This is a genomic window from Pseudomonas retamae (genome assembly GCF_043496865.1).
Lineage (GTDB): Bacteria > Pseudomonadota > Gammaproteobacteria > Pseudomonadales > Pseudomonadaceae > Aquipseudomonas > Aquipseudomonas retamae.
The window spans coordinates 676912-693280 of sequence record NZ_JBIEIL010000001.1 but is presented as its reverse complement, the minus strand read 5'-3'; the positions used below and the strand labels follow the sequence as shown (position 1 = coordinate 693280).

19 protein-coding genes are annotated in these 16369 nt (G+C 60.4%); 14 read left to right on the top strand and 5 right to left on the bottom strand.

Going from position 1 to position 16369, the window contains the following annotated elements; all coding sequences use genetic code 11:
• Window position 1 precedes the first annotated feature (1 nt).
• Window positions 2-1036 carry a DUF1214 domain-containing protein gene (locus tag ACGSLL_RS02900; RefSeq protein WP_394502965.1) on the top strand — a complete coding sequence of 345 codons (1035 nt, stop codon included), beginning with the start codon at window positions 2-4 and terminating at the stop codon, window positions 1034-1036.
• A 59-nt stretch (window positions 1037-1095) separates the two neighbouring features.
• Here ACGSLL_RS02900 and ACGSLL_RS02895 read toward each other — a convergent pair whose 3' ends face one another.
• Window positions 1096-1965, bottom strand: a complete 870-nt coding sequence (locus tag ACGSLL_RS02895; RefSeq protein WP_394502963.1) for an NmrA/HSCARG family protein — start codon at window positions 1963-1965, stop codon at window positions 1096-1098.
• A 107-nt stretch (window positions 1966-2072) separates the two neighbouring features.
• Between ACGSLL_RS02895 and ACGSLL_RS02890 the strand changes: the two genes are divergently transcribed.
• Window positions 2073-2948, top strand: a complete 876-nt coding sequence (locus ACGSLL_RS02890; protein WP_394502961.1) for a LysR family transcriptional regulator — start codon at window positions 2073-2075, stop codon at window positions 2946-2948.
• A 145-nt stretch (window positions 2949-3093) separates the two neighbouring features.
• On the top strand, window positions 3094-3564 hold the full coding sequence (locus ACGSLL_RS02885) for a GNAT family N-acetyltransferase (RefSeq protein ID WP_394502959.1): 471 nt from the start codon (window positions 3094-3096) through the stop codon (window positions 3562-3564).
• Window positions 3565-3579: 15 nt separating this feature from the next.
• Here ACGSLL_RS02885 and ACGSLL_RS02880 read toward each other — a convergent pair whose 3' ends face one another.
• The gene (locus ACGSLL_RS02880; protein WP_394502956.1) at window positions 3580-3762 is read right to left on the bottom strand and encodes a hypothetical protein; all 183 of its coding nucleotides are present in this window, start codon (window positions 3760-3762) and stop codon (window positions 3580-3582) included.
• Complete coding sequence (locus tag ACGSLL_RS02875; RefSeq protein ID WP_394502954.1) at window positions 3762-4673, bottom strand: LysR family transcriptional regulator; 912 nt, start codon at window positions 4671-4673, stop codon at window positions 3762-3764. The genes ACGSLL_RS02880 and ACGSLL_RS02875 overlap by 1 nt, the downstream gene beginning before the upstream one ends.
• Window positions 4674-4845: 172 nt before the next feature.
• Between ACGSLL_RS02875 and ACGSLL_RS02870 the strand changes: the two genes are divergently transcribed.
• A complete protein-coding gene (locus ACGSLL_RS02870; RefSeq protein WP_394502952.1) occupies window positions 4846-5856 on the top strand; it encodes a zinc-dependent alcohol dehydrogenase family protein in 1011 nt (336 codons plus the stop codon).
• A 221-nt stretch (window positions 5857-6077) separates the two neighbouring features.
• Here the strand turns inward: ACGSLL_RS02870 and ACGSLL_RS02865 are convergent, their stop codons facing one another.
• Together ACGSLL_RS02865 and ACGSLL_RS02860 are read right to left on the bottom strand one after the other, a co-directional pair.
• Complete coding sequence (locus tag ACGSLL_RS02865; protein WP_394502950.1) at window positions 6078-6509, bottom strand: bleomycin resistance protein; 432 nt, start codon at window positions 6507-6509, stop codon at window positions 6078-6080.
• Between the two features lie 74 nt (window positions 6510-6583).
• Complete coding sequence (locus ACGSLL_RS02860; protein ID WP_394502948.1) at window positions 6584-7075, bottom strand: MarR family winged helix-turn-helix transcriptional regulator; 492 nt, start codon at window positions 7073-7075, stop codon at window positions 6584-6586.
• Between the two features lie 249 nt (window positions 7076-7324).
• On the opposite strand from ACGSLL_RS02860, the gene ACGSLL_RS02855 reads away from it, so the two are divergent.
• From ACGSLL_RS02855 to ACGSLL_RS02810, 10 genes are all read left to right on the top strand, one after another.
• Window positions 7325-7768 carry a RidA family protein gene (locus ACGSLL_RS02855; RefSeq protein ID WP_394502946.1) on the top strand — a complete coding sequence of 148 codons (444 nt, stop codon included), beginning with the start codon at window positions 7325-7327 and terminating at the stop codon, window positions 7766-7768.
• A gap of 29 nt (window positions 7769-7797) precedes the next feature.
• Window positions 7798-8715 (top strand): DODA-type extradiol aromatic ring-opening family dioxygenase, encoded by a 918-nt coding sequence (locus ACGSLL_RS02850; protein WP_394502944.1) that lies wholly within the window; start codon window positions 7798-7800, stop codon window positions 8713-8715.
• A 40-nt stretch (window positions 8716-8755) separates the two neighbouring features.
• Complete coding sequence (locus ACGSLL_RS02845) at window positions 8756-9571, top strand: DODA-type extradiol aromatic ring-opening family dioxygenase (RefSeq protein ID WP_394502942.1); 816 nt, start codon at window positions 8756-8758, stop codon at window positions 9569-9571.
• A 198-nt stretch (window positions 9572-9769) separates the two neighbouring features.
• Window positions 9770-11242 carry a 2-hydroxymuconic semialdehyde dehydrogenase gene (locus ACGSLL_RS02840; protein WP_394502940.1) on the top strand — a complete coding sequence of 491 codons (1473 nt, stop codon included), beginning with the start codon at window positions 9770-9772 and terminating at the stop codon, window positions 11240-11242.
• Window positions 11239-12021 carry a 2-keto-4-pentenoate hydratase gene (locus ACGSLL_RS02835; protein WP_394502938.1) on the top strand — a complete coding sequence of 261 codons (783 nt, stop codon included), beginning with the start codon at window positions 11239-11241 and terminating at the stop codon, window positions 12019-12021. The genes ACGSLL_RS02840 and ACGSLL_RS02835 overlap by 4 nt, the downstream gene beginning before the upstream one ends.
• Before the next feature lie 10 nt (window positions 12022-12031).
• Entirely contained in the window at window positions 12032-12802 is a 771-nt protein-coding gene (locus ACGSLL_RS02830) for a 2-keto-4-pentenoate hydratase (RefSeq protein ID WP_394502936.1), read from the top strand.
• 4 nt (window positions 12803-12806) lie between these two features.
• Complete coding sequence (locus ACGSLL_RS02825) at window positions 12807-13238, top strand: RidA family protein (RefSeq protein ID WP_394502934.1); 432 nt, start codon at window positions 12807-12809, stop codon at window positions 13236-13238.
• A gap of 63 nt (window positions 13239-13301) precedes the next feature.
• Window positions 13302-14255, top strand: coding sequence for an acetaldehyde dehydrogenase (acetylating) (locus ACGSLL_RS02820; RefSeq protein WP_394502932.1), 954 nt, complete (start codon window positions 13302-13304; stop codon window positions 14253-14255).
• Complete coding sequence (dmpG, locus tag ACGSLL_RS02815; protein WP_394502930.1) at window positions 14252-15271, top strand: 4-hydroxy-2-oxovalerate aldolase; 1020 nt, start codon at window positions 14252-14254, stop codon at window positions 15269-15271. Before ACGSLL_RS02820 ends, dmpG begins: the two co-directional genes overlap by 4 nt.
• A gap of 123 nt (window positions 15272-15394) precedes the next feature.
• Complete coding sequence (locus tag ACGSLL_RS02810) at window positions 15395-16312, top strand: SphA family protein (protein ID WP_394502928.1); 918 nt, start codon at window positions 15395-15397, stop codon at window positions 16310-16312.
• The last annotated feature ends 57 nt before the right edge of the window (window positions 16313-16369 follow it).

The following is a 16369-nucleotide window of genomic DNA, read 5'->3' as shown; positions in this document are numbered from 1 at the left end:
CATGAAGCCACGCGCCACAATTACTCTTTTCGCCGCCGCCGTTTGTGCGGCTTCTGTGCAGGCTGCTGAGCCGGCAGGCAAGCAAGACGCCGTAACCGTAACGGTCGACAACTTCGTCAGGGCAGAAACCGATCTCTACCTCGGTTCACTGGCGAAACAAGGTGGCTTGGGCAAACTGCTGCACCGCCGCGAAGTGGCTTCGATCGAACATCAAACCGTGATCCGTTTGAACCGCGACACGCTCTACACCTCAGGCGTCTTCGACCTCGACGCGGGGCCGGTGACGATCACCTTGCCCGACGCCGGCAAGCGCTTCATGTCGCTGCAGGTCATCAACGAAGATCACTACACGCCGGACGTCTTCTACGGTGCCGGCAGCCACACGCTCACCCGTGAAAACGTCGGCACGCGCTATGTCGCCACCGCGATGCGTGTGCTGGTCAATCCAAACGACCCGGCGGACGTCAAGCAAGTCCACGCGCTGCAGGACGCCATCAGCGTCAGCCAGAAAAGCCCGGGCGCACTCGAGCTTCCGCACTGGGATCCGGCGAGCCAGAAGAAAGTACGCGATGCGCTGCTGGTGTTGTCCACGACCATCCCCGACTTCAAGAAAGCCTTCGGCACCAAGGAGGAAGTGGACCCCGTTCGCCACTTGATCGGCTCAGCCGCCGCGTGGGGCGGCAACCCGGATGCGGACGCCACTTACCTTAACGTCACCCCGGCCAACAACGATGGCAAAACCGTTTACCGGCTCACGGTCAAAGATGTCCCGGTCGACGGTTTCTGGTCGATCAGCCTGTATAACGCCGAAGGGTATTACGTCAAAAACGCAGCGAACGCTTACACGCTGAACAACCTCACCGCCAAGCGCGCCAGCGACGGTTCCACCACTGTTCAATTCGGTGGATGCGAAGCCAAGGTGCCGAACTGCCTGCCGATCATGAAGGGCTGGAATTACACGGTGCGCCTGTATCGGCCCAAAGCGGAAATTCTTTCCGGGGGCTGGGCGTTTCCGCAGGCTGAGCCGGTGAAGTGAGGGAGTTGGAGCAATGAGCATTGAAGCGTAAACCGGGGGGCCATCCCCGGTTTAGCGGTTCAACTCCCGGTAAGCGCCTCCCGCACGAAATCCTCATACGTGCGCAACGGATGGCCGATGATCGACTCCAGTCGGCGTTCAGCGCCTTCGCTCGCCCGCATGCCGAATGCCTGAATCCCCGACATCATCAAGCGCATGTCATACGCCAGCCACGCGGGGCCGTAGGTAGCCAGTTGCGCTTCGAACGCGGCCAAATCGTCGCCGCCGTAGGTGATCTGGCGACCCAGCGCCGAACTCCACACCTGCGCTACCGATTCGCCGGTGAGCGGGCGTGGCCCGACCAATTCCAGCGTAATACGCTCCAGCGCCGCGGGTGCCTGATCACGGCGCAGCAACTCGGCGACGGCGACGTCGGCGATGTCCCGGGCGTCGATCATCGCGACGCCCGCCGAACCGATGGGCATTGGGTAGAGGGCGTAGTTCTCGATGGTCTGCTGCACCATCAGATCGTTCTGCATGAAGTAGGCCGGGCGCAGGATCGTCGCCGGCAGATCAAGGCTTTCGATCATCCGTTCAACGGCCCATTTGCCGGTGAAGTGCGGCACATTGGTGAAGCGGTCGGCATGAATCACCGAGAGGTAAACGATGCGCTCGATCCCCGCTTCCCGAGCGAGGTTCAGCGTGATCAGCGCTTGCGTGACCTCATCGGGCGTCACCGCATTCAGCAGAAACAGGGTACGCACCGGTGCCAATGCAGCGCGCATCGACGGCACGTCGGTGAGGTCGGCGACCACTTCCGTCACGCCCGCCGGGAACTCGCGCTTGCCCGCCTGGCGCACCAGGGTGTGAACCTCGGCGCCCGCCTCAACAAGGCCCGCGGTAACCAATGAACCAATGGTGCCCGTGGCACCGATAACCAGAATGCTCATGTTCAATCTCCTGCGTTAAGAATCTTTCGATGACCAGAAGATAAGGTGTTGCGCCGATAAAGCGCAGATACCAATATGCGGACACTTCGTTTCAAAAGTGGAACACCATGAACCTCAACGCCCTGATCGATTTCATGCTCATTGCCACCAATGAAGGGCTCGGCAAGGCGAGCCGGGCGAGCGGCACGTCCAAGGCGACCCTGTCTCGGCGCATCGCCGAGCTCGAGGAACAGATCGGCGTCAGGCTCATCGAGCGCAGCGCCCGCGGCCTCAAACTCACCGAGGCCGGCGCACTGCTGATGGGTCGCGCCGAAGGCCCGCTGAGAGAGCTGAGCGAAGCCCTGTGCGCAGTCCGCGAGGGTGTTGCGACACCGCGCGGCCGCCTGCGCATCGCCGCCCCCGTGCTGTTCTCGCAACTGGCGATGGGCCGCCTCAGCGCCGAGTTCTGCGCGCTCTATCCTGAAGTGGAAATCGATGTCATCGCGGACGATCGCCAGGTCGATCTCATCGAAGAACGCTTCGACATCGCCATCCGCGTCAACCCCAAACCCGACAGCAGCCTGGTCGGCCGCTGCTTCGTCAAAGACCGCCTGGTCGTCGTCGCCGCGCCCGATCTGGCGAAACCGGCGCCCGGCACCATCAGCCCCGTGCCAGCCGTTGTCACGACCACTTTCCAGCCGACACGTTGGCGCCTCGATGATGGCGTGCTGGAGTTGGAGCCGGTTGTGAAGATGCGCTTTTCCTCGTTATTGATGGTTCGCGATGCGGCCATCGCCGGCGCGGGCGTGGCGCTGATTCCGCAGTCGATTGCCGGGGCGCAACTGGCGCGGGGGGAGTTGGTGCAGTGGGGCGTGGTAACGGGGGTAGAGCCAGAGTTGTGGGTGCTGCACACGTCGAGGCGATTGGCGGCGCCGAAGGTGAGGGCGTTTGTGGATTTTTTGTGTGGGCGGTATGTGGATGGGGCGTTGGTTTTGAGGGGGTAGGGTGGCGAGAATGGTCGCAGGTTTTTCAGACCCCCATCATTCACATTTGCGACGGTCACCTGAATTTGGACGGTTAAGCCAAACTGGGCCCTATGAATCGGGCTCTCTATACTGGCCTTTCAGGATGATCAATAGAGCGCGAAATATGCCCAATCAAAACTCCCCAGTCACTTTGGTCCTGGCTAAACAAAGCGACCTGGACAATCTTGTAGCTATCCGGATTGAGGCTATGCGCGAAAGTCTGGAGCGTGTTGGGCGATTCGATCCGGTGCGTGCGCGTGAGCGGTTTCTTAGCGGTTTTGAAGCTCGCAACACGCACTACATCGAGGTCTCTGGAGAGAGGGTTGGTTTTGTAGTGGCCAAAAATAACCACAATGAAATCTTGCTCGACCACTTATATGTGAGACCGAGCGCGCAAGGATCGGGTATAGGCTCTGTCGTTCTCACTCAGATTTTCAAAGTGGCGGATGCGGCTGTGCTCCCCATCAAAGTTGGGGCTCTCAAAGAAAGCGCTTCTAATCGCTTTTATATCCGCCATGGCTTCCAGTTCGTCGAAAGCAGTGAATTTGATAATTATTATGTGCGTCAGAGCGTTCCGGCGGGTGACACGCGCTAACTCGGCGATAACGCATTACATGAACATCAGCGTGATGAGCAATATTTGCGCCGCCCAAAAGCGCGGCCAGTTCATCGAGGCCCATAGCAGGGAGTTCACCTCCATGAGGTTCGGCGCTTCTTTCCAGAAGTCGTAAAGCCGCTCCAGATAGTGGACGGATGCGGTGCGTTTGTTCAACGGACCCGTTTCGAAAATCACTAGGATTCCAGCCAGTCAGAAAGATCTGGAAAACGCTGTTGCAGCCACTCAATAAAGACTTGAACCTGGGGCGCCAGATGTGTCCGGCTTGGATACAGCAACGACACAGAGCGAGGCGCTGGTCGATAGGGCTTTAGAATCTCCACCAGGGCGCCGCTGTTCAAATGCTCGGCCACGGCGATGCCTGGCGCCTGAATGATTCCAAAGCCCGAAACGCCGCACTGAACGTAGGCATTCGATTCGGTGACGGTGATACCGGCGCTACTGACAAATGTTCGATCCTGACCTTTTACCGAGAAATGCCAAGGCAAAGTTCTGTTGCTCTGACCGGATAAGAAGTTGACGCCTCGATGGGAGGGCAGCTCGTCTAGCGTCTCGGGTTCGCCATGCTCGTGCAGATACTCAGGCGCTGCACACGTCACCATGGTCGCCGTCGCGACAGGGCGAGCGATCAATGTCGAATCCCGTAGATCGCCGATACGCAACGCACAGTCGATGCCTTCACCGATCAGGTCGACGGCCCGGTCAGTTACACCCAGAATCATGTTGATACCCGGGTACGAGGCAGTGAATTCCTTGAGGCTTTTGATAAATTCCAGTTGCGCGAAAGCGGTCGGGATATCGACGCGTAGCCGGCCTGCGAGGGTTGCTCCGGATCGGTCGAACATCGTGGTCGCAGCAGAAATTCCCGCGAGGATTTCCTGCACGCGCTCATAAAACCTCTCACCCTCGGCGGTAAGTGCCACTTTCCTCGTGGTGCGCTGGAACAGGCGCACGCCTAATGACGTTTCCAGCTCCTGAATGTACCGAGTGACTTGAGGTCGCCCGATGTCCAGTGATTCTGCAGCTTTGGTAAAACTGCCGAGTTCGGCAAGCCTGGCGAACAGTCGCATTGATTGAAGCAAATCCATGACGCTTTCCTGTGTATTCGTCTGACGCATGAAGTCGAAGGTGATTGTTACCCAAGAATAGAACAATCATGTCTTTATCCATGCATTTATTGCGGATCGTCAAAGGCGAAGAATCCACCCAAGGCTGAACCGGTTTGGTTCATCACCATTGATATGTATTGGGAGATTCGTAATGAAGGCTTGGTTATTGAAAGATTTCGGACTCGACAATCTGCAGTTGGAGGAGGTGGCGACCCCGCAACCCAAGGCTGGCGAATTATTAGTGAAGGTCGGCGCTGTTTCGCTCAACTTTCGCGACAAGGCTATCGTCGACGGCATTTATGAACCGCACTTGGTGCCCAAACCGCTGATTCCCGTGAGCGATGCAGCCGGCACGGTGGTAGCCATTGGCGACAACGTTACGCGCTTCAAGGTCGGTGATCGCGTCAACTCGCATCTTTACTCGCGTTGGCTGGATGGCGAGCCAGGGCCGAACGAACCCGATTACTGCTTCGGTTCGCCGTTGCCTGGCGGTTTGGCCGAATACATGATCATTCATGAAGATAGCGCCGTCGGTGCCCCGGACAACATGAGCGACATTGAGGCGGCAACACTTCCTATTGCTGCACTTACGGCCTGGTATTCGCTGGTCGACTTCGGACAAATCCAGACGGGCCAGACCGTATTGGTTCAAGGCACCGGGGGCGTATCAATATTTGCCGTGCAGATCGCTACAGCGCTTGGCGCGAAGGTAATCGCAACGTCGAGTAGCGACCAAAACCTGCAAGCCGTAAAGACGCTCGGAGCTGTGGCGGGAATCAACTACAGAACAACCCCGAATTGGGCGGACGAGGTGCTGAAGCTAACCGACGGCAAGGGCGTGGATCTGCTACTGGATGTGGCCGGTGGCAGCGGCATCAATCAATCGGTCGCAGCAACCAAGGCATCGGGGCGTATTGCGCAGATCGGCTTTTTGACAGGGCAAACCGTTGAACTCAATCTGATGCCACTGATTTTCCGCCAGACGACCATTCGCGGAATCGCCGTGGCGCCGCGTTCATCCTTTGACCGGATGAACGCGTTTCTCAACGAGCACAAGATCCGTCCCGTTATTGATCAGGTATATCCGTTCGAGAAAGCACGAGAAGCTTACGAACATCTCGCAAGAGGGGCATTTGGAAAGGTCGTGATCAAAATCGCTTGATAGTGTTAAGGCGCCGATCTGGCGCCTTTTTCGTCTGGGTCAGCAAATCGCCTTTGTGCTTTGTTGCATGATCAATCCTGTTTCACGAAGAGAAGAGTCCAGGGACAACCCTTCATTCACATTGAGATGAGTGTGGACGATGAGGCCAAACTGGGCCCTACAGATCCATCTCTCTATATTGGCCTTCCAGGATTGTAAATAGAGCGCAAAAATTTGCCCAATCAAAATTCCCCAACCGGCCGCTCACCCAGCCGTTCCACCAGCCTGACGAGATAACCGTCGGGATCCTGAATGATAAATTCGCGCTGGCCGGCTTCCATATTTGCCGCCCCGTACCAAGTGTCTTGGCATTCTCGAAAGAGCGGAAATCCAGCCCGAGCAAGACGTTCCATGACGAGCGTGACAGCGTCGACATCTATCTGCAGGTTGATCCCTCTCCCGAACGGCTTGCTCAGCGGTGCAGTCAGCCACTGCCCGGCGTCCGGGTCGACTTGCTCAAGCATGACTTGGGCACCGTTTAAATCGAGGTAGGCAAACCCATCTTCGCGGCGTTGATAGGCGACGTTGAAACCAAGGCAGTCAACCCAGAACGCCAGGCTGCTATTCAAGTGGGTGACCATCAGTTCCGGGACCAGTTTGTTACGTTCAAACATCAGATGACTTCCATTTCATATGGCTCGTTTTTCCGAGTCGGTAGATCACCGAAAAGTGACCACCGCAGTCCCGGCTACCCCTCATCCACCGGCGCAACCATCATCTTCAGGCACTTCAAAAATAGCGGCCGATATTCCTCTGGCAGGCGTTCCAGCAGTTTCCTTTCCACATCTGCATCACGCGGCAGCACGCGATCCAGTAGCTCTGCGCCTTCAGTGCCGAGGTACAGCTGATAGGCGCGTTGGTCGGTTTTGGCGCTGGTGCGGATCAGCATGCCGGTGGCACACAGGCGTTTGACCATTTCGGCGACCGTGTTGCGATCCATGAACAGGTGAGCGGCGAGTGCGTTCTGGGTCAGGCCGGGGTGTTGCGATACCACGATCAGCGCTGCTTTCTGTCGCGGGGTGATCGATTCGCCGGAAAACTCCGCATTGAACAGTTCTTCCGCGACGAAGTGCGCCCGCCGCAGCAGGTGGGAAACGATGTCTTCCAGGTGAAACTGGTCGACAAGTGTCTGGCTATGGGAAGAAAGCTTTGCGGGCTCTGGCGTGCTTGTGGATGGCATTGGACGTCCGGTCATTCCTTGCGGTGGCGATCCTTAGGGATCGGTAATAAGTACGTGCACGTACTATTTGTCAGGCAAATCAGCCAGTTAAGTATTGGCGTTCCGTTATGACGATACAAGCCTGAAAATAAGAGCCGTGCAAGTGCTGATTTTTTATGAAAACCGTTTTAAAAAGTCGTTGACAGCTCCGATGGCCAGTCATAGCATCGGTCTCGTAAAGGACGTATACGTACTTAATGAGAATAAAAAATGACTTGGTCAGCGACCCCGACAACGGCTGTTACATGGACTCCTCTGGTCAGCCGCGCCTTGCCTGCGCCGCATTTTGCCTATAGCCCTGTGGTGCGGGCCGGCGGCTTCGTTTACGTCTCGGGACTGGTCGGTCTCGACCCGGCGCACGGCGGCCTGGTAGACGGCGGCCTGGTAGACGGCGGTATGGCCGCAGAGGTGCAGCAGATCCTGATCAACCTCAGCGAAATGTGCAAGGAGCTGACGATCGGACTGGAGCAATTGATGTTGGTGCGGATCTATTGCGCTGACTTCAGCCAGTTCGGCGTGCTCAATCAGCATTGGCAAGCCTTCTTCGAAGGGCGCACCCCACCGGCGCGGACTTCGCTAGGGGTTGCGGCGTTGCCGCTGGGGGCGTTGGTTGAAATGGAATTCCAGTTCGCGATTGATTCTTCACTGCCCTGATGCAACACAAAAAGAACAGGAGAAGCGACATGGCAAACGGTGAAATTATCAGCGGGTTTCTGGCCCCTCATCCTCCGCACATGCTTTATGCGGAAAACCCACCCCAGAACGAACCGCGCTCCCAGGGCGGCTGGGAACAATTGCGCTGGGCCTATGAGCGGGCGCGCGCCAGTGTCGAGGCGTTGAAGCCGGATGTATTGCTGGTGCACTCGCCGCACTGGATCACCTCGGTGGGGCATCACTTCATCGGTGTCGAGCACCTGGCCGGGCGCTCGGTCGACCCGATCTTTCCCAACCTGTTTCGCTTCGACTACTCGATAAAATTCGACGTAGAACTGGCCGAGGCCTGCTGTGAAGAAGGCCGCAGGGCAGGGCTGCAGACCAAGATGATGCGCAATCCGCGTTTCCGTGTCGACTACGGCACCATCACCGCACTGCATATGATCCGTCCGCAGTGGGACATACCGGTGGTGTCGATCTCGGCCAACAACACGCCTTATTACCTGAGCATGGAAGAGGGCCAGGTGGAGATGGATCTGTTGGGCAAGGCCACCCGCGAAGCGATCGCCAAATCGGGCAAGCGCGCGGTGCTGCTGGCTTCCAACACCCTGTCGCATTGGCACTTTCATCAAGAACCGGAGCCGCCTGAAGACATGACTCAGGAGCATCCACAGAGCCAACTCGGCTATCAGTGGGACATGCGCATGATCGAGCTGATGCGGCGCGGGGAAATGCATGAAGTCTTTCGTCTGCTGCCGCAGTTCATCGACGAGGCGTTCGCCGAAGTGAAGTCCGGTGCGTTCACCTGGATGCACGCGGCCATGCAGTACCCGCAACTGGCGGCGGAACTGCATGGCTACGGCACGGTGATCGGCACCGGCAACGCGGTGATGGAATGGAATCTGCTCAAGGCCGGCCTCGCCCGTGCCGCAGCAGACGCCGCCTGAACCCCGCGACTCGCAGACCTCTTTTCACAGGTGAACAACCATGACGCTTGTATCGGCTTTTCTGGTCCACGGTAGCCCGCTGCCGCAACTTTGCCCCGATGTGCCCAATTGGCAGCGCTTCCAGCAGGCCATGCGACAGGCCGGCGCCGCCTTGCGTGCCTCTCGGCCCGACGTGGTGCTTGTCTATTCCACGCAATGGTTTGCCGTGCTCGATGAGATCTGGCTGACGCGGCGGCGCAGCGAAGACATTCATGTCGACGAAAACTGGCACGAATTCGGTGAGCTGGCCTATGACTTGTATAGCGATGTGAACCTGGCCAACGCCTGCATCGAGGCCTGCCGGGCCCAGGGCGTGAATGCCCGTGGTGCCGATTATCAAGGCTTTCCGATCGACACCGGGACCATCGTCGCCAGCACCGCGCTCGGTGTCGGCAGCGAAGAGCTGCCGCTGGTGGTGGCGTCGAACAACCTCTACGACAACGCCGAAGCGACCGAGAAGCTGGCCGCAATTGCTGTGGCCTGCGCTGCCGAACAAGGCAAGCGCGTGGCGGTGGTGGGTATCGGTGGTTTGTCCGGGAGCCTGTTTACCAAACCCATCGAAACGCAGGACGACCGCATCGTCCACGCCGAAGAAGATGCCTGGAACCGCAAGGTCCTGGCGCTGATCGAGGCGGGCGAAGTCGATGCGCTGCGCGAAGTGCTGCCGGCCTACGCCGCCGAGGCGCGGGTGGACATGGGTTTCAAGCATTTCCACTGGTTGCTCGGCGCGCTCGGCGGGCGTTTCCGGGGCGCCACAGTGCATCACTACGGCGCGTTGTATGGCAGCGGCGCCGCTGTCGTGGAGCTCATCCCCTGAGGGGTTGAACGAGCAGGTGCGCGATCTCGCTCGAAACCACTGCTGAAGCGCGCCGCATCAATATTTTTCCGTAGACCGTTTGCGTTGCCGGTGCAACGCAAGCCGTGCATGCCTGTGCCCGCGATTTGTCGGGCCGGGCCTCTGCGAATTCGCGAGCCGGCTGCAGGCTCGCCGTCAGCCGTGTCATTGAGGTCAGTCATGAAAAACTATCGAAATTTTGTCAATGGTCGCTGGGTAGAGAGCCCGCGCACCTTCGAGGACATCAGTCCGGTCGACGGCTCCGTCGTCGCCGTGGTCCATGAGGCTGGCCGCGAGCTGGTGGACGAGGCGGTCAAGGCCGGTCATCGCGCCGTTGCTGGCGCCTGGGGCCGCACCAGCGCCGCTGAACGTGTCGACGTCCTGCGCCGGATCGCCGACGAAATGGAGCGTCGGCAGGCCGATTTTCTCGCCGCTGAAATGGCCGACACCGGCAAGCCGCTGGCGATGGCCTCGGTGATCGACGTACCACGCGGCATCGCCAATTTCCGTACCTTCGCTGATATCCTCGCCACCGCGCCGCTGGACAGCCACCGCCTGGACCTGCCAGACGGTGCCTACGCGCTCAACTATGCCGCCCGTAAGCCACTCGGCGTGGTCGGGGTGATTTCCCCATGGAACCTGCCGTTGCTGTTGCTGACCTGGAAGGTCGCGCCGGCCCTGGCATGTGGCAACGCGGTGGTGGTCAAACCCTCCGAAGACACCCCCGGCACCGCGACACTGCTCGCCGAAGTGATGCAAGCCGCCGGTGTGCCGGATGGCGTGTTCAACCTGGTGCACGGCTTCGGCCCGGACTCGGCCGGCGAGTTCGTTTCCCGGCATCCGGATATCAGCGCCATCACCTTCACCGGCGAATCACGCACGGGCACCACCATCATGCGTGCTGCCGCGGAAGGGGTTAAGCCGGTGTCGTTCGAGCTGGGCGGCAAGAACGCGGCGATCATTTTCGCCGACTGCGAGTTCGAGAAAATGATCGACGGCATGATGCGCGCGCTGTTTCTCAACAGCGGTCAGGTGTGCCTGTGCTCTGAGCGGGTCTATGTCGAGCGGCCGATTTTCGAGCGTTTCTGCACGGCGATTGCCGAGCGCATCAAGGCGATGAAAATCGACTGGCCGCACGATCCCGCCACCCAGATGGGGCCACTGATTTCGGCCAAGCATCGCGACAAAGTGCTGAGTTATTTCGAACTGGCGCGTCAGGAGGGGGCGACCTTCATCGCTGGTGGTGGCGTGCCGCGCTTTGGTGACTCACGCGATAACGGCGCCTGGGTCGAGCCGACCGTCATTGCCGGGCTGTCCGACGATGCGCGATCGGTGCGCGAAGAAATCTTCGGGCCGATCTGCCACGTGTCGCCGTTCGACAGCGAGCGTGAAGTCATCGCCCGCGCCAACGACACCCGCTACGGCCTCGCCGCCACCATCTGGACCACCAACCTGAGCCGCGCGCACCGCGTCAGCGAGGCCATGCGGGTGGGCATCAGTTGGGTCAATACCTGGTTTTTGCGCGATCTGCGTACGCCGTTCGGTGGCGCCGGATTGTCGGGCATTGGCCGTGAGGGCGGCATGCACTCGCTGAACTTTTATTCGGAACTGACCAACGTCTGCGTACGTATTGACCAGGAGAGTGAGCAATGAGCGAACAACTTCAACGGGTCGCCGATCTGCTCGACCAAGCGGCCACAAGCGGCGAACCAGTGCAGCCGGTGCGTGACCAGTTGGCCTCGATTGCCGACGCTTACCGGGTGCAGCAACTCAACACCCAGCGCCAGGTGCACGCCGGGCGGCGGATCACCGGGCGCAAGATCGGCCTCACCTCGCATGCGGTGCAGCAGCAGTTGGGCGTGGATCAACCGGACTTCGGCACCTTGTACGACAGCATGGAGGTTACCGACGGCGAGTCGATCGCCTGGCCGCGCCTGATGCAGGCCAAGTGCGAGGCGGAAGTGGCGCTGGTGCTGGAGCGCGATCTGGACCGCGAAAATATCGTGCTGAGCGATTTGCTCGCGGCCACCGCGTATGCATTGCCGGCGATTGAAGTGGTGGGTAGCCGCATCGCCAACTGGAACATCAGCATTCTCGACACCATCGCCGACAACGCCTCGGCCGGCCTCTACGTGCTCGGCCAGCGGCCGGTGAAACTTGCCGATCTGGATTTGCGTCTGGCCGGTATGGTCATGGAGCGCCAGGGTGAGCCCGTATCTTTTGGCGTCGGTGCGGCATGCCTGGGTCACCCGTTGAACGCCGCATTGTGGCTGGCGCGCACGCTGGTCGACATGGGCACGCCACTGCGTGCCGGCGACGTGGTGCTCAGCGGTGCCCTTGGACCGATGGTCAGCGTCGCGCCCGGTGACGTCTTCGAGGCACGAATTCATGGTCTAGGCAGCGTCCGTGCCTGTTTCGAACCCGCCAATTGAGGTGATCCGCATGAAAATCCAACGTATTGCCCAGCGCCTCGATGAGGCGGCCCGGCTCGCTCAGGCCACCTTGCAACTCAGCGGTGAAGACACCGTCACGCTGGACGAGGCCTATCAGGTGCAGCGCCAGTTGATCGAACAACGTCTTGCCCGTGGCGCGCGTCAAGTGGGCATGAAAATGGGCTTCACCAGCCGCGCGAAAATGGCTCAGATGGGTGTTTCCGATCTGATCTGGGGGCGCTTGACCTCGGACATGTGGATCGAGGAGGGAGGCAGCATCGATTTGTCGCGGTATGTGCACCCGCGTGTCGAGCCGGAGGTGTGCTTTCTGCTCGGCAAGCGCCTGCAAGGGCAGGTGACGCCGTTGCAGGCATTGGCAGCAGTCGAAGCGGTTGCGCCGGCGCTGGAGGTGATCGACTCGCGCTACCGCGATTTCAAGTTTTCGCTGCCTGACGTGGTCGCCGACAACGCTTCTTCTTCCGGCTTCGTGGTCGGTGGCTGGCAGCGGCCCGACATTGATCTCGACAACCTCGGGCTGGTGATGAGCTTCGACGGCCGCGCGGTGGAGATGGGCAGCACGGCGGCGATCCTCGGCGCTCCGGTGCGTGCGTTGGTGGCGGCGGCGCGCCTGGCTGCGCAGCACGGCGAAGCGCTGGAGCCCGGCAGTCTGGTACTGGCCGGGGCAGCGACGGCAGCCGTGGCGTTGCGTCCGGGCGTCGCGGTGCGTTGTGAATTCCAGCATCTGGGCAGCGTGGCGTTCCAGACGCTGCGCGGGGAGTAATGCCATGAACGACAAAGCGCAAACCCGTGCCCGCGTGGTCGAGGGCAAAGCCACCCCGTTGGGCGCCTTTCCGCACGTCAAACGCGCCGGTGACTTTCTGTTCGTTTCCGGCACCAGTTCGCGGCGCCCCGATAACAGCATCGCCGGTGCCGAGCCGGATGCCACTGGGCGCGTGCGTCCGTGCATTGAGGTGCAGACCCGCGAGGTGCTGAACAACATTCGCGACATTCTGCGCAGTGTCGATGCCGACCTCGAAGACGTGGTCGAGGTCTGCAGCCATCTGGTCAACATGAACGATTTTGCTCAGTACAACCAGGTCTACGCGCAGTTCTTCGACGCCGACGGCCCGACGCGCACCACCGTAGCCGTGCACCAGTTGCCCCACCCGCATCTGGTCATCGAAATCAAGGCCGTGGCCTATAAGCCATTGCGCTAAACCCACTCATCGAATGCGGGCCGCAGCCGAGGCGGTGGCCTTCACTCGACAGGAGAAGAACAGATGTCATCTGCTCGCATTCCCGTGGCAATCATTGGCTCGGGCAACATCGGCACCGATCTGATGATCAAGATCCTGCGCAATTCCGACTTGCTCGAAGTGGCTGCGATGGTCGGCATCGACCCGAGCTCCGACGGTCTGGCGCGAGCCGAACGTCTTGGCGTACCCACTACCGCAGAGGGTATCGACGGACTGCTCGCGCTGCCCGATTTCAAGAAAATCCGCATCGCTTTTGACGCCACTTCAGCAGGTGCGCACAAGGTGCATGACGCCAGACTGCGCGACCATGGTGTGCGCGTCATCGACCTGACCCCGGCCGCGCTTGGGCCATTCGTGATTCCGGTGGTGAACTTCTCCGAGCATGCCGAGACGCCGAACCTGAACATGGTCACCTGCGGCGGCCAGGCGACCATTCCGATCGTGCATGCAGTGGCGAGCGTGGCCCCGGTGTATTACGCCGAAATCGTCGCGGCGATTTCCAGCAAATCCGCCGGCCCCGGCACCCGCGCCAATATCGATGAGTTCACCGAGACCACCTCTCGCGCCATCGTCGAAGTGGGCGGAGCCGCCCGTGGCAAAGCGATCATCGTCCTCAACCCGGCCGAACCGCCGCTGATCATGCGCGACACCATTTACTGCTTCGTGCCGCCGGATGCCGACACCCAGGCAATCGCCGGCGCCGTCGAGTCGCGCGTCGCTGAAGTGCGTCGTTATGTGCCGGGTTATCGGCTCAAACAACAAGTGCAGTTCGAGCACTTCGGCGAGGACAACCGGCAGAACATTCCCGGTCTGGGCTGGAGCACCGGCATCAAGGTCGCGGTGTTCCTCGAAGTGGAAGGTGCCGGGCATTACCTGCCGGCGTTCGCTGGCAACCTCGACATCATGACCAGCGCGGCGTTGACCGTCGCCGAACGTATTGCCCAAGCGCAACTCGCCGCTGAAGGGGTGGAAAAATGATCGACAAGAACCGAAAAATCCACGTTTCCGACGTCACCCTGCGCGACGGTATGCATGCCGTGCGTCACCGCTACAGCCTCGAACAGGTGGCACGGATTGCCCAGGCGCTGGACGACGCCGGCGTCGACAGCATTGAAGTTGCGCACGGCGATGGCTTGCAGGGTTCGAGCTTCAACTACGGCTTTGGTGCGCACACCGATCTTGAGTGGATCGAGTCGGCGGCGGCGGTGGTCAAGCGTGCCCGCATTGCCACGCTGTTGCTGCCGGGGATCGGCACCGTGCATGACCTCAAGGCGGCCTACAACGCTGGTGCGCGTATCGTGCGCGTGGCCACTCACTGTACCGAAGCCGACGTGTCCCGCCAGCACATCGAATACGCCCGTTCGTTGGGTATGGACACTGTCGGTTTCCTGATGATGAGCCACATGCAAACCCCCGCCGGGCTCGCCGCGCAAGGCAAGCTGATGGAAAGCTACGGCGCGCAGTGCATCTACGTGGTGGACTCGGGCGGGGCGATGAACATGTGGGACATTGCCGAGCGCTTCAAAGCCCTCAAGGACGTGCTCGACCCGGCTACCGAGACCGGCATGCATGCCCATCACAACCTCAGCCTCGGCGTGGCCAACAGCTTGATTGCCCTCGAAAACGGCTGTGATCGCATCGATGCCAGCCTCACCGGTATGGGCGCCGGGGCCGGTAACGCCCCGCTGGAAGTATTCATCGCCGCGGCCGAGCGCATGGACCTGAACCACGGCTGTGACGTGAAAAAGCTGATCGATGCCGCCGAAGACATCGTCCGCCCGTTGCAGGAGCGAGTGGTGCGGGTCGACCGCGAAACGCTCGCGCTGGGTTATGCCGGGGTTTATTCAAGCTTCCTGCGCCACGCCGAAGCGGCCGCCAGCAAATATGGCTTGTCGGCTTTCGACATCCTCGTCGAGCTGGGCAAACGCCGGATGATCGGCGGCCAGGAAGACATGATCGTCGACGTCGCCCTCGACATGCTCAAGAAGACCTGAGGGGCTTATCAGCAAGTTGTTGGACCAGGGCCCGCAGGTGATTCGGGCCTGACCGGGGGGCGGCTGCGCTTGTGAAAGGTCAGCGCCTGCCTGGTTCTTTCCGCCAATCAATGGGTAGACACGATGAACAATAACAAGAGTGCTGTAAGCCCATCTCTCGTCACCGCGCGGCTGTTGTTGGGCTGCTCGCTGACCGCGCCGGCCGCGCTGACCCTCGCCACCGAAGGTGGCGGCTCCATGTACCCTATGGGTGCCGAGAACTACTTGTCCGGCGCCATGCCGCCACCGGGTCTTTATGGCACCGTCTATGCCCAGCACTACCGCGCCGATCGTTTGCGCGGCAATGACGGGCGGCAGCTGCCAGTGGACTTCCGCTTGCGGGCCGATGTCATCGCACCGCGCGTCGTGTGGGTCACCGAGCAGAAGGTGTTGGGCGGCAGTCTGGCGTTCCATGCCATCGCGCCGCTGGTCGAGCTGAAGGTCTCGCTCGATGGCGCCAGTCAGCGCAAGCGCGAGCTGGGCGACATCACTTTCGGCCCCGGCCTGGGCTACCACTACAGTGAAAAAATGCATGCCGCCTATGGCATCGATTTCTTCGCTCCCACGGGCCGTTTTGACCGCGACGATCTGGTCAATATCGGCCGTAATTACTGGACCGTGCAACCGGTGGCGGCCTTCAGCTACGTCGATCCGAACGGGCTGAACATCGACATCAAGACGATGTACGACTTCAACCTGCGCAACCACGACACGGATTACCGCTCCGGCCAGGAGTTGCATGCCGACTATGCCATCGGCTGGGGCTTGCGCAATGGCTGGGTGCTCGGTGTGGGCGGCTACGTGTACCGGCAGACCACCGACGACGATGTCCGCGGTGAGCGGGTCGAAGACAATAAAGGCCGCGCGTTCGCCATCGGCCCATCGATCAAATACAGCAGTCAGCAGGGTTGGTTCGTGACCGCAAAGTGGCAGCAGGAGCGCGCGGTGCGCAATCGTGCCGAAGGCGACGCCTATTGGCTGAAGCTGGTTTTTCCGTTCTGACCTCTTGCCGAACGATTGCCCATGGCGCTGTCCCCCAAGAATCCCCGGAGCATGCCT

What these genes read in the sequence shown, in the direction of transcription:
- ACGSLL_RS02845 (WP_394502942.1), top strand. Translation starts at nt 8,756, where the DNA reads ATGACGCTTGTATCGGCTTTTCTGGTCCACGGTAGCCCGCTGCCGCAA.
- ACGSLL_RS02875 (WP_394502954.1), bottom strand. Translation starts at nt 4,673, where the DNA reads ATGGATTTGCTTCAATCAATGCGACTGTTCGCCAGGCTTGCCGAACTC.
- ACGSLL_RS02870 (WP_394502952.1), top strand. Translation starts at nt 4,846, where the DNA reads ATGAAGGCTTGGTTATTGAAAGATTTCGGACTCGACAATCTGCAGTTG.
- ACGSLL_RS02895 (WP_394502963.1), bottom strand. Translation starts at nt 1,965, where the DNA reads ATGAGCATTCTGGTTATCGGTGCCACGGGCACCATTGGTTCATTGGTT.
- ACGSLL_RS02825 (WP_394502934.1), top strand. Translation starts at nt 12,807, where the DNA reads ATGAACGACAAAGCGCAAACCCGTGCCCGCGTGGTCGAGGGCAAAGCC.
- ACGSLL_RS02850 (WP_394502944.1), top strand. Translation starts at nt 7,798, where the DNA reads ATGGCAAACGGTGAAATTATCAGCGGGTTTCTGGCCCCTCATCCTCCG.
- ACGSLL_RS02835 (WP_394502938.1), top strand. Translation starts at nt 11,239, where the DNA reads ATGAGCGAACAACTTCAACGGGTCGCCGATCTGCTCGACCAAGCGGCC.
- dmpG (WP_394502930.1), top strand. Translation starts at nt 14,252, where the DNA reads ATGATCGACAAGAACCGAAAAATCCACGTTTCCGACGTCACCCTGCGC.
- ACGSLL_RS02860 (WP_394502948.1), bottom strand. Translation starts at nt 7,075, where the DNA reads ATGCCATCCACAAGCACGCCAGAGCCCGCAAAGCTTTCTTCCCATAGC.
- ACGSLL_RS02830 (WP_394502936.1), top strand. Translation starts at nt 12,032, where the DNA reads ATGAAAATCCAACGTATTGCCCAGCGCCTCGATGAGGCGGCCCGGCTC.
- ACGSLL_RS02890 (WP_394502961.1), top strand. Translation starts at nt 2,073, where the DNA reads ATGAACCTCAACGCCCTGATCGATTTCATGCTCATTGCCACCAATGAA.
- ACGSLL_RS02885 (WP_394502959.1), top strand. Translation starts at nt 3,094, where the DNA reads ATGCCCAATCAAAACTCCCCAGTCACTTTGGTCCTGGCTAAACAAAGC.
- ACGSLL_RS02865 (WP_394502950.1), bottom strand. Translation starts at nt 6,509, where the DNA reads ATGTTTGAACGTAACAAACTGGTCCCGGAACTGATGGTCACCCACTTG.
- ACGSLL_RS02900 (WP_394502965.1), top strand. Translation starts at nt 2, where the DNA reads ATGAAGCCACGCGCCACAATTACTCTTTTCGCCGCCGCCGTTTGTGCG.
- ACGSLL_RS02855 (WP_394502946.1), top strand. Translation starts at nt 7,325, where the DNA reads ATGACTTGGTCAGCGACCCCGACAACGGCTGTTACATGGACTCCTCTG.
- ACGSLL_RS02840 (WP_394502940.1), top strand. Translation starts at nt 9,770, where the DNA reads ATGAAAAACTATCGAAATTTTGTCAATGGTCGCTGGGTAGAGAGCCCG.
- ACGSLL_RS02810 (WP_394502928.1), top strand. Translation starts at nt 15,395, where the DNA reads ATGAACAATAACAAGAGTGCTGTAAGCCCATCTCTCGTCACCGCGCGG.
- ACGSLL_RS02820 (WP_394502932.1), top strand. Translation starts at nt 13,302, where the DNA reads ATGTCATCTGCTCGCATTCCCGTGGCAATCATTGGCTCGGGCAACATC.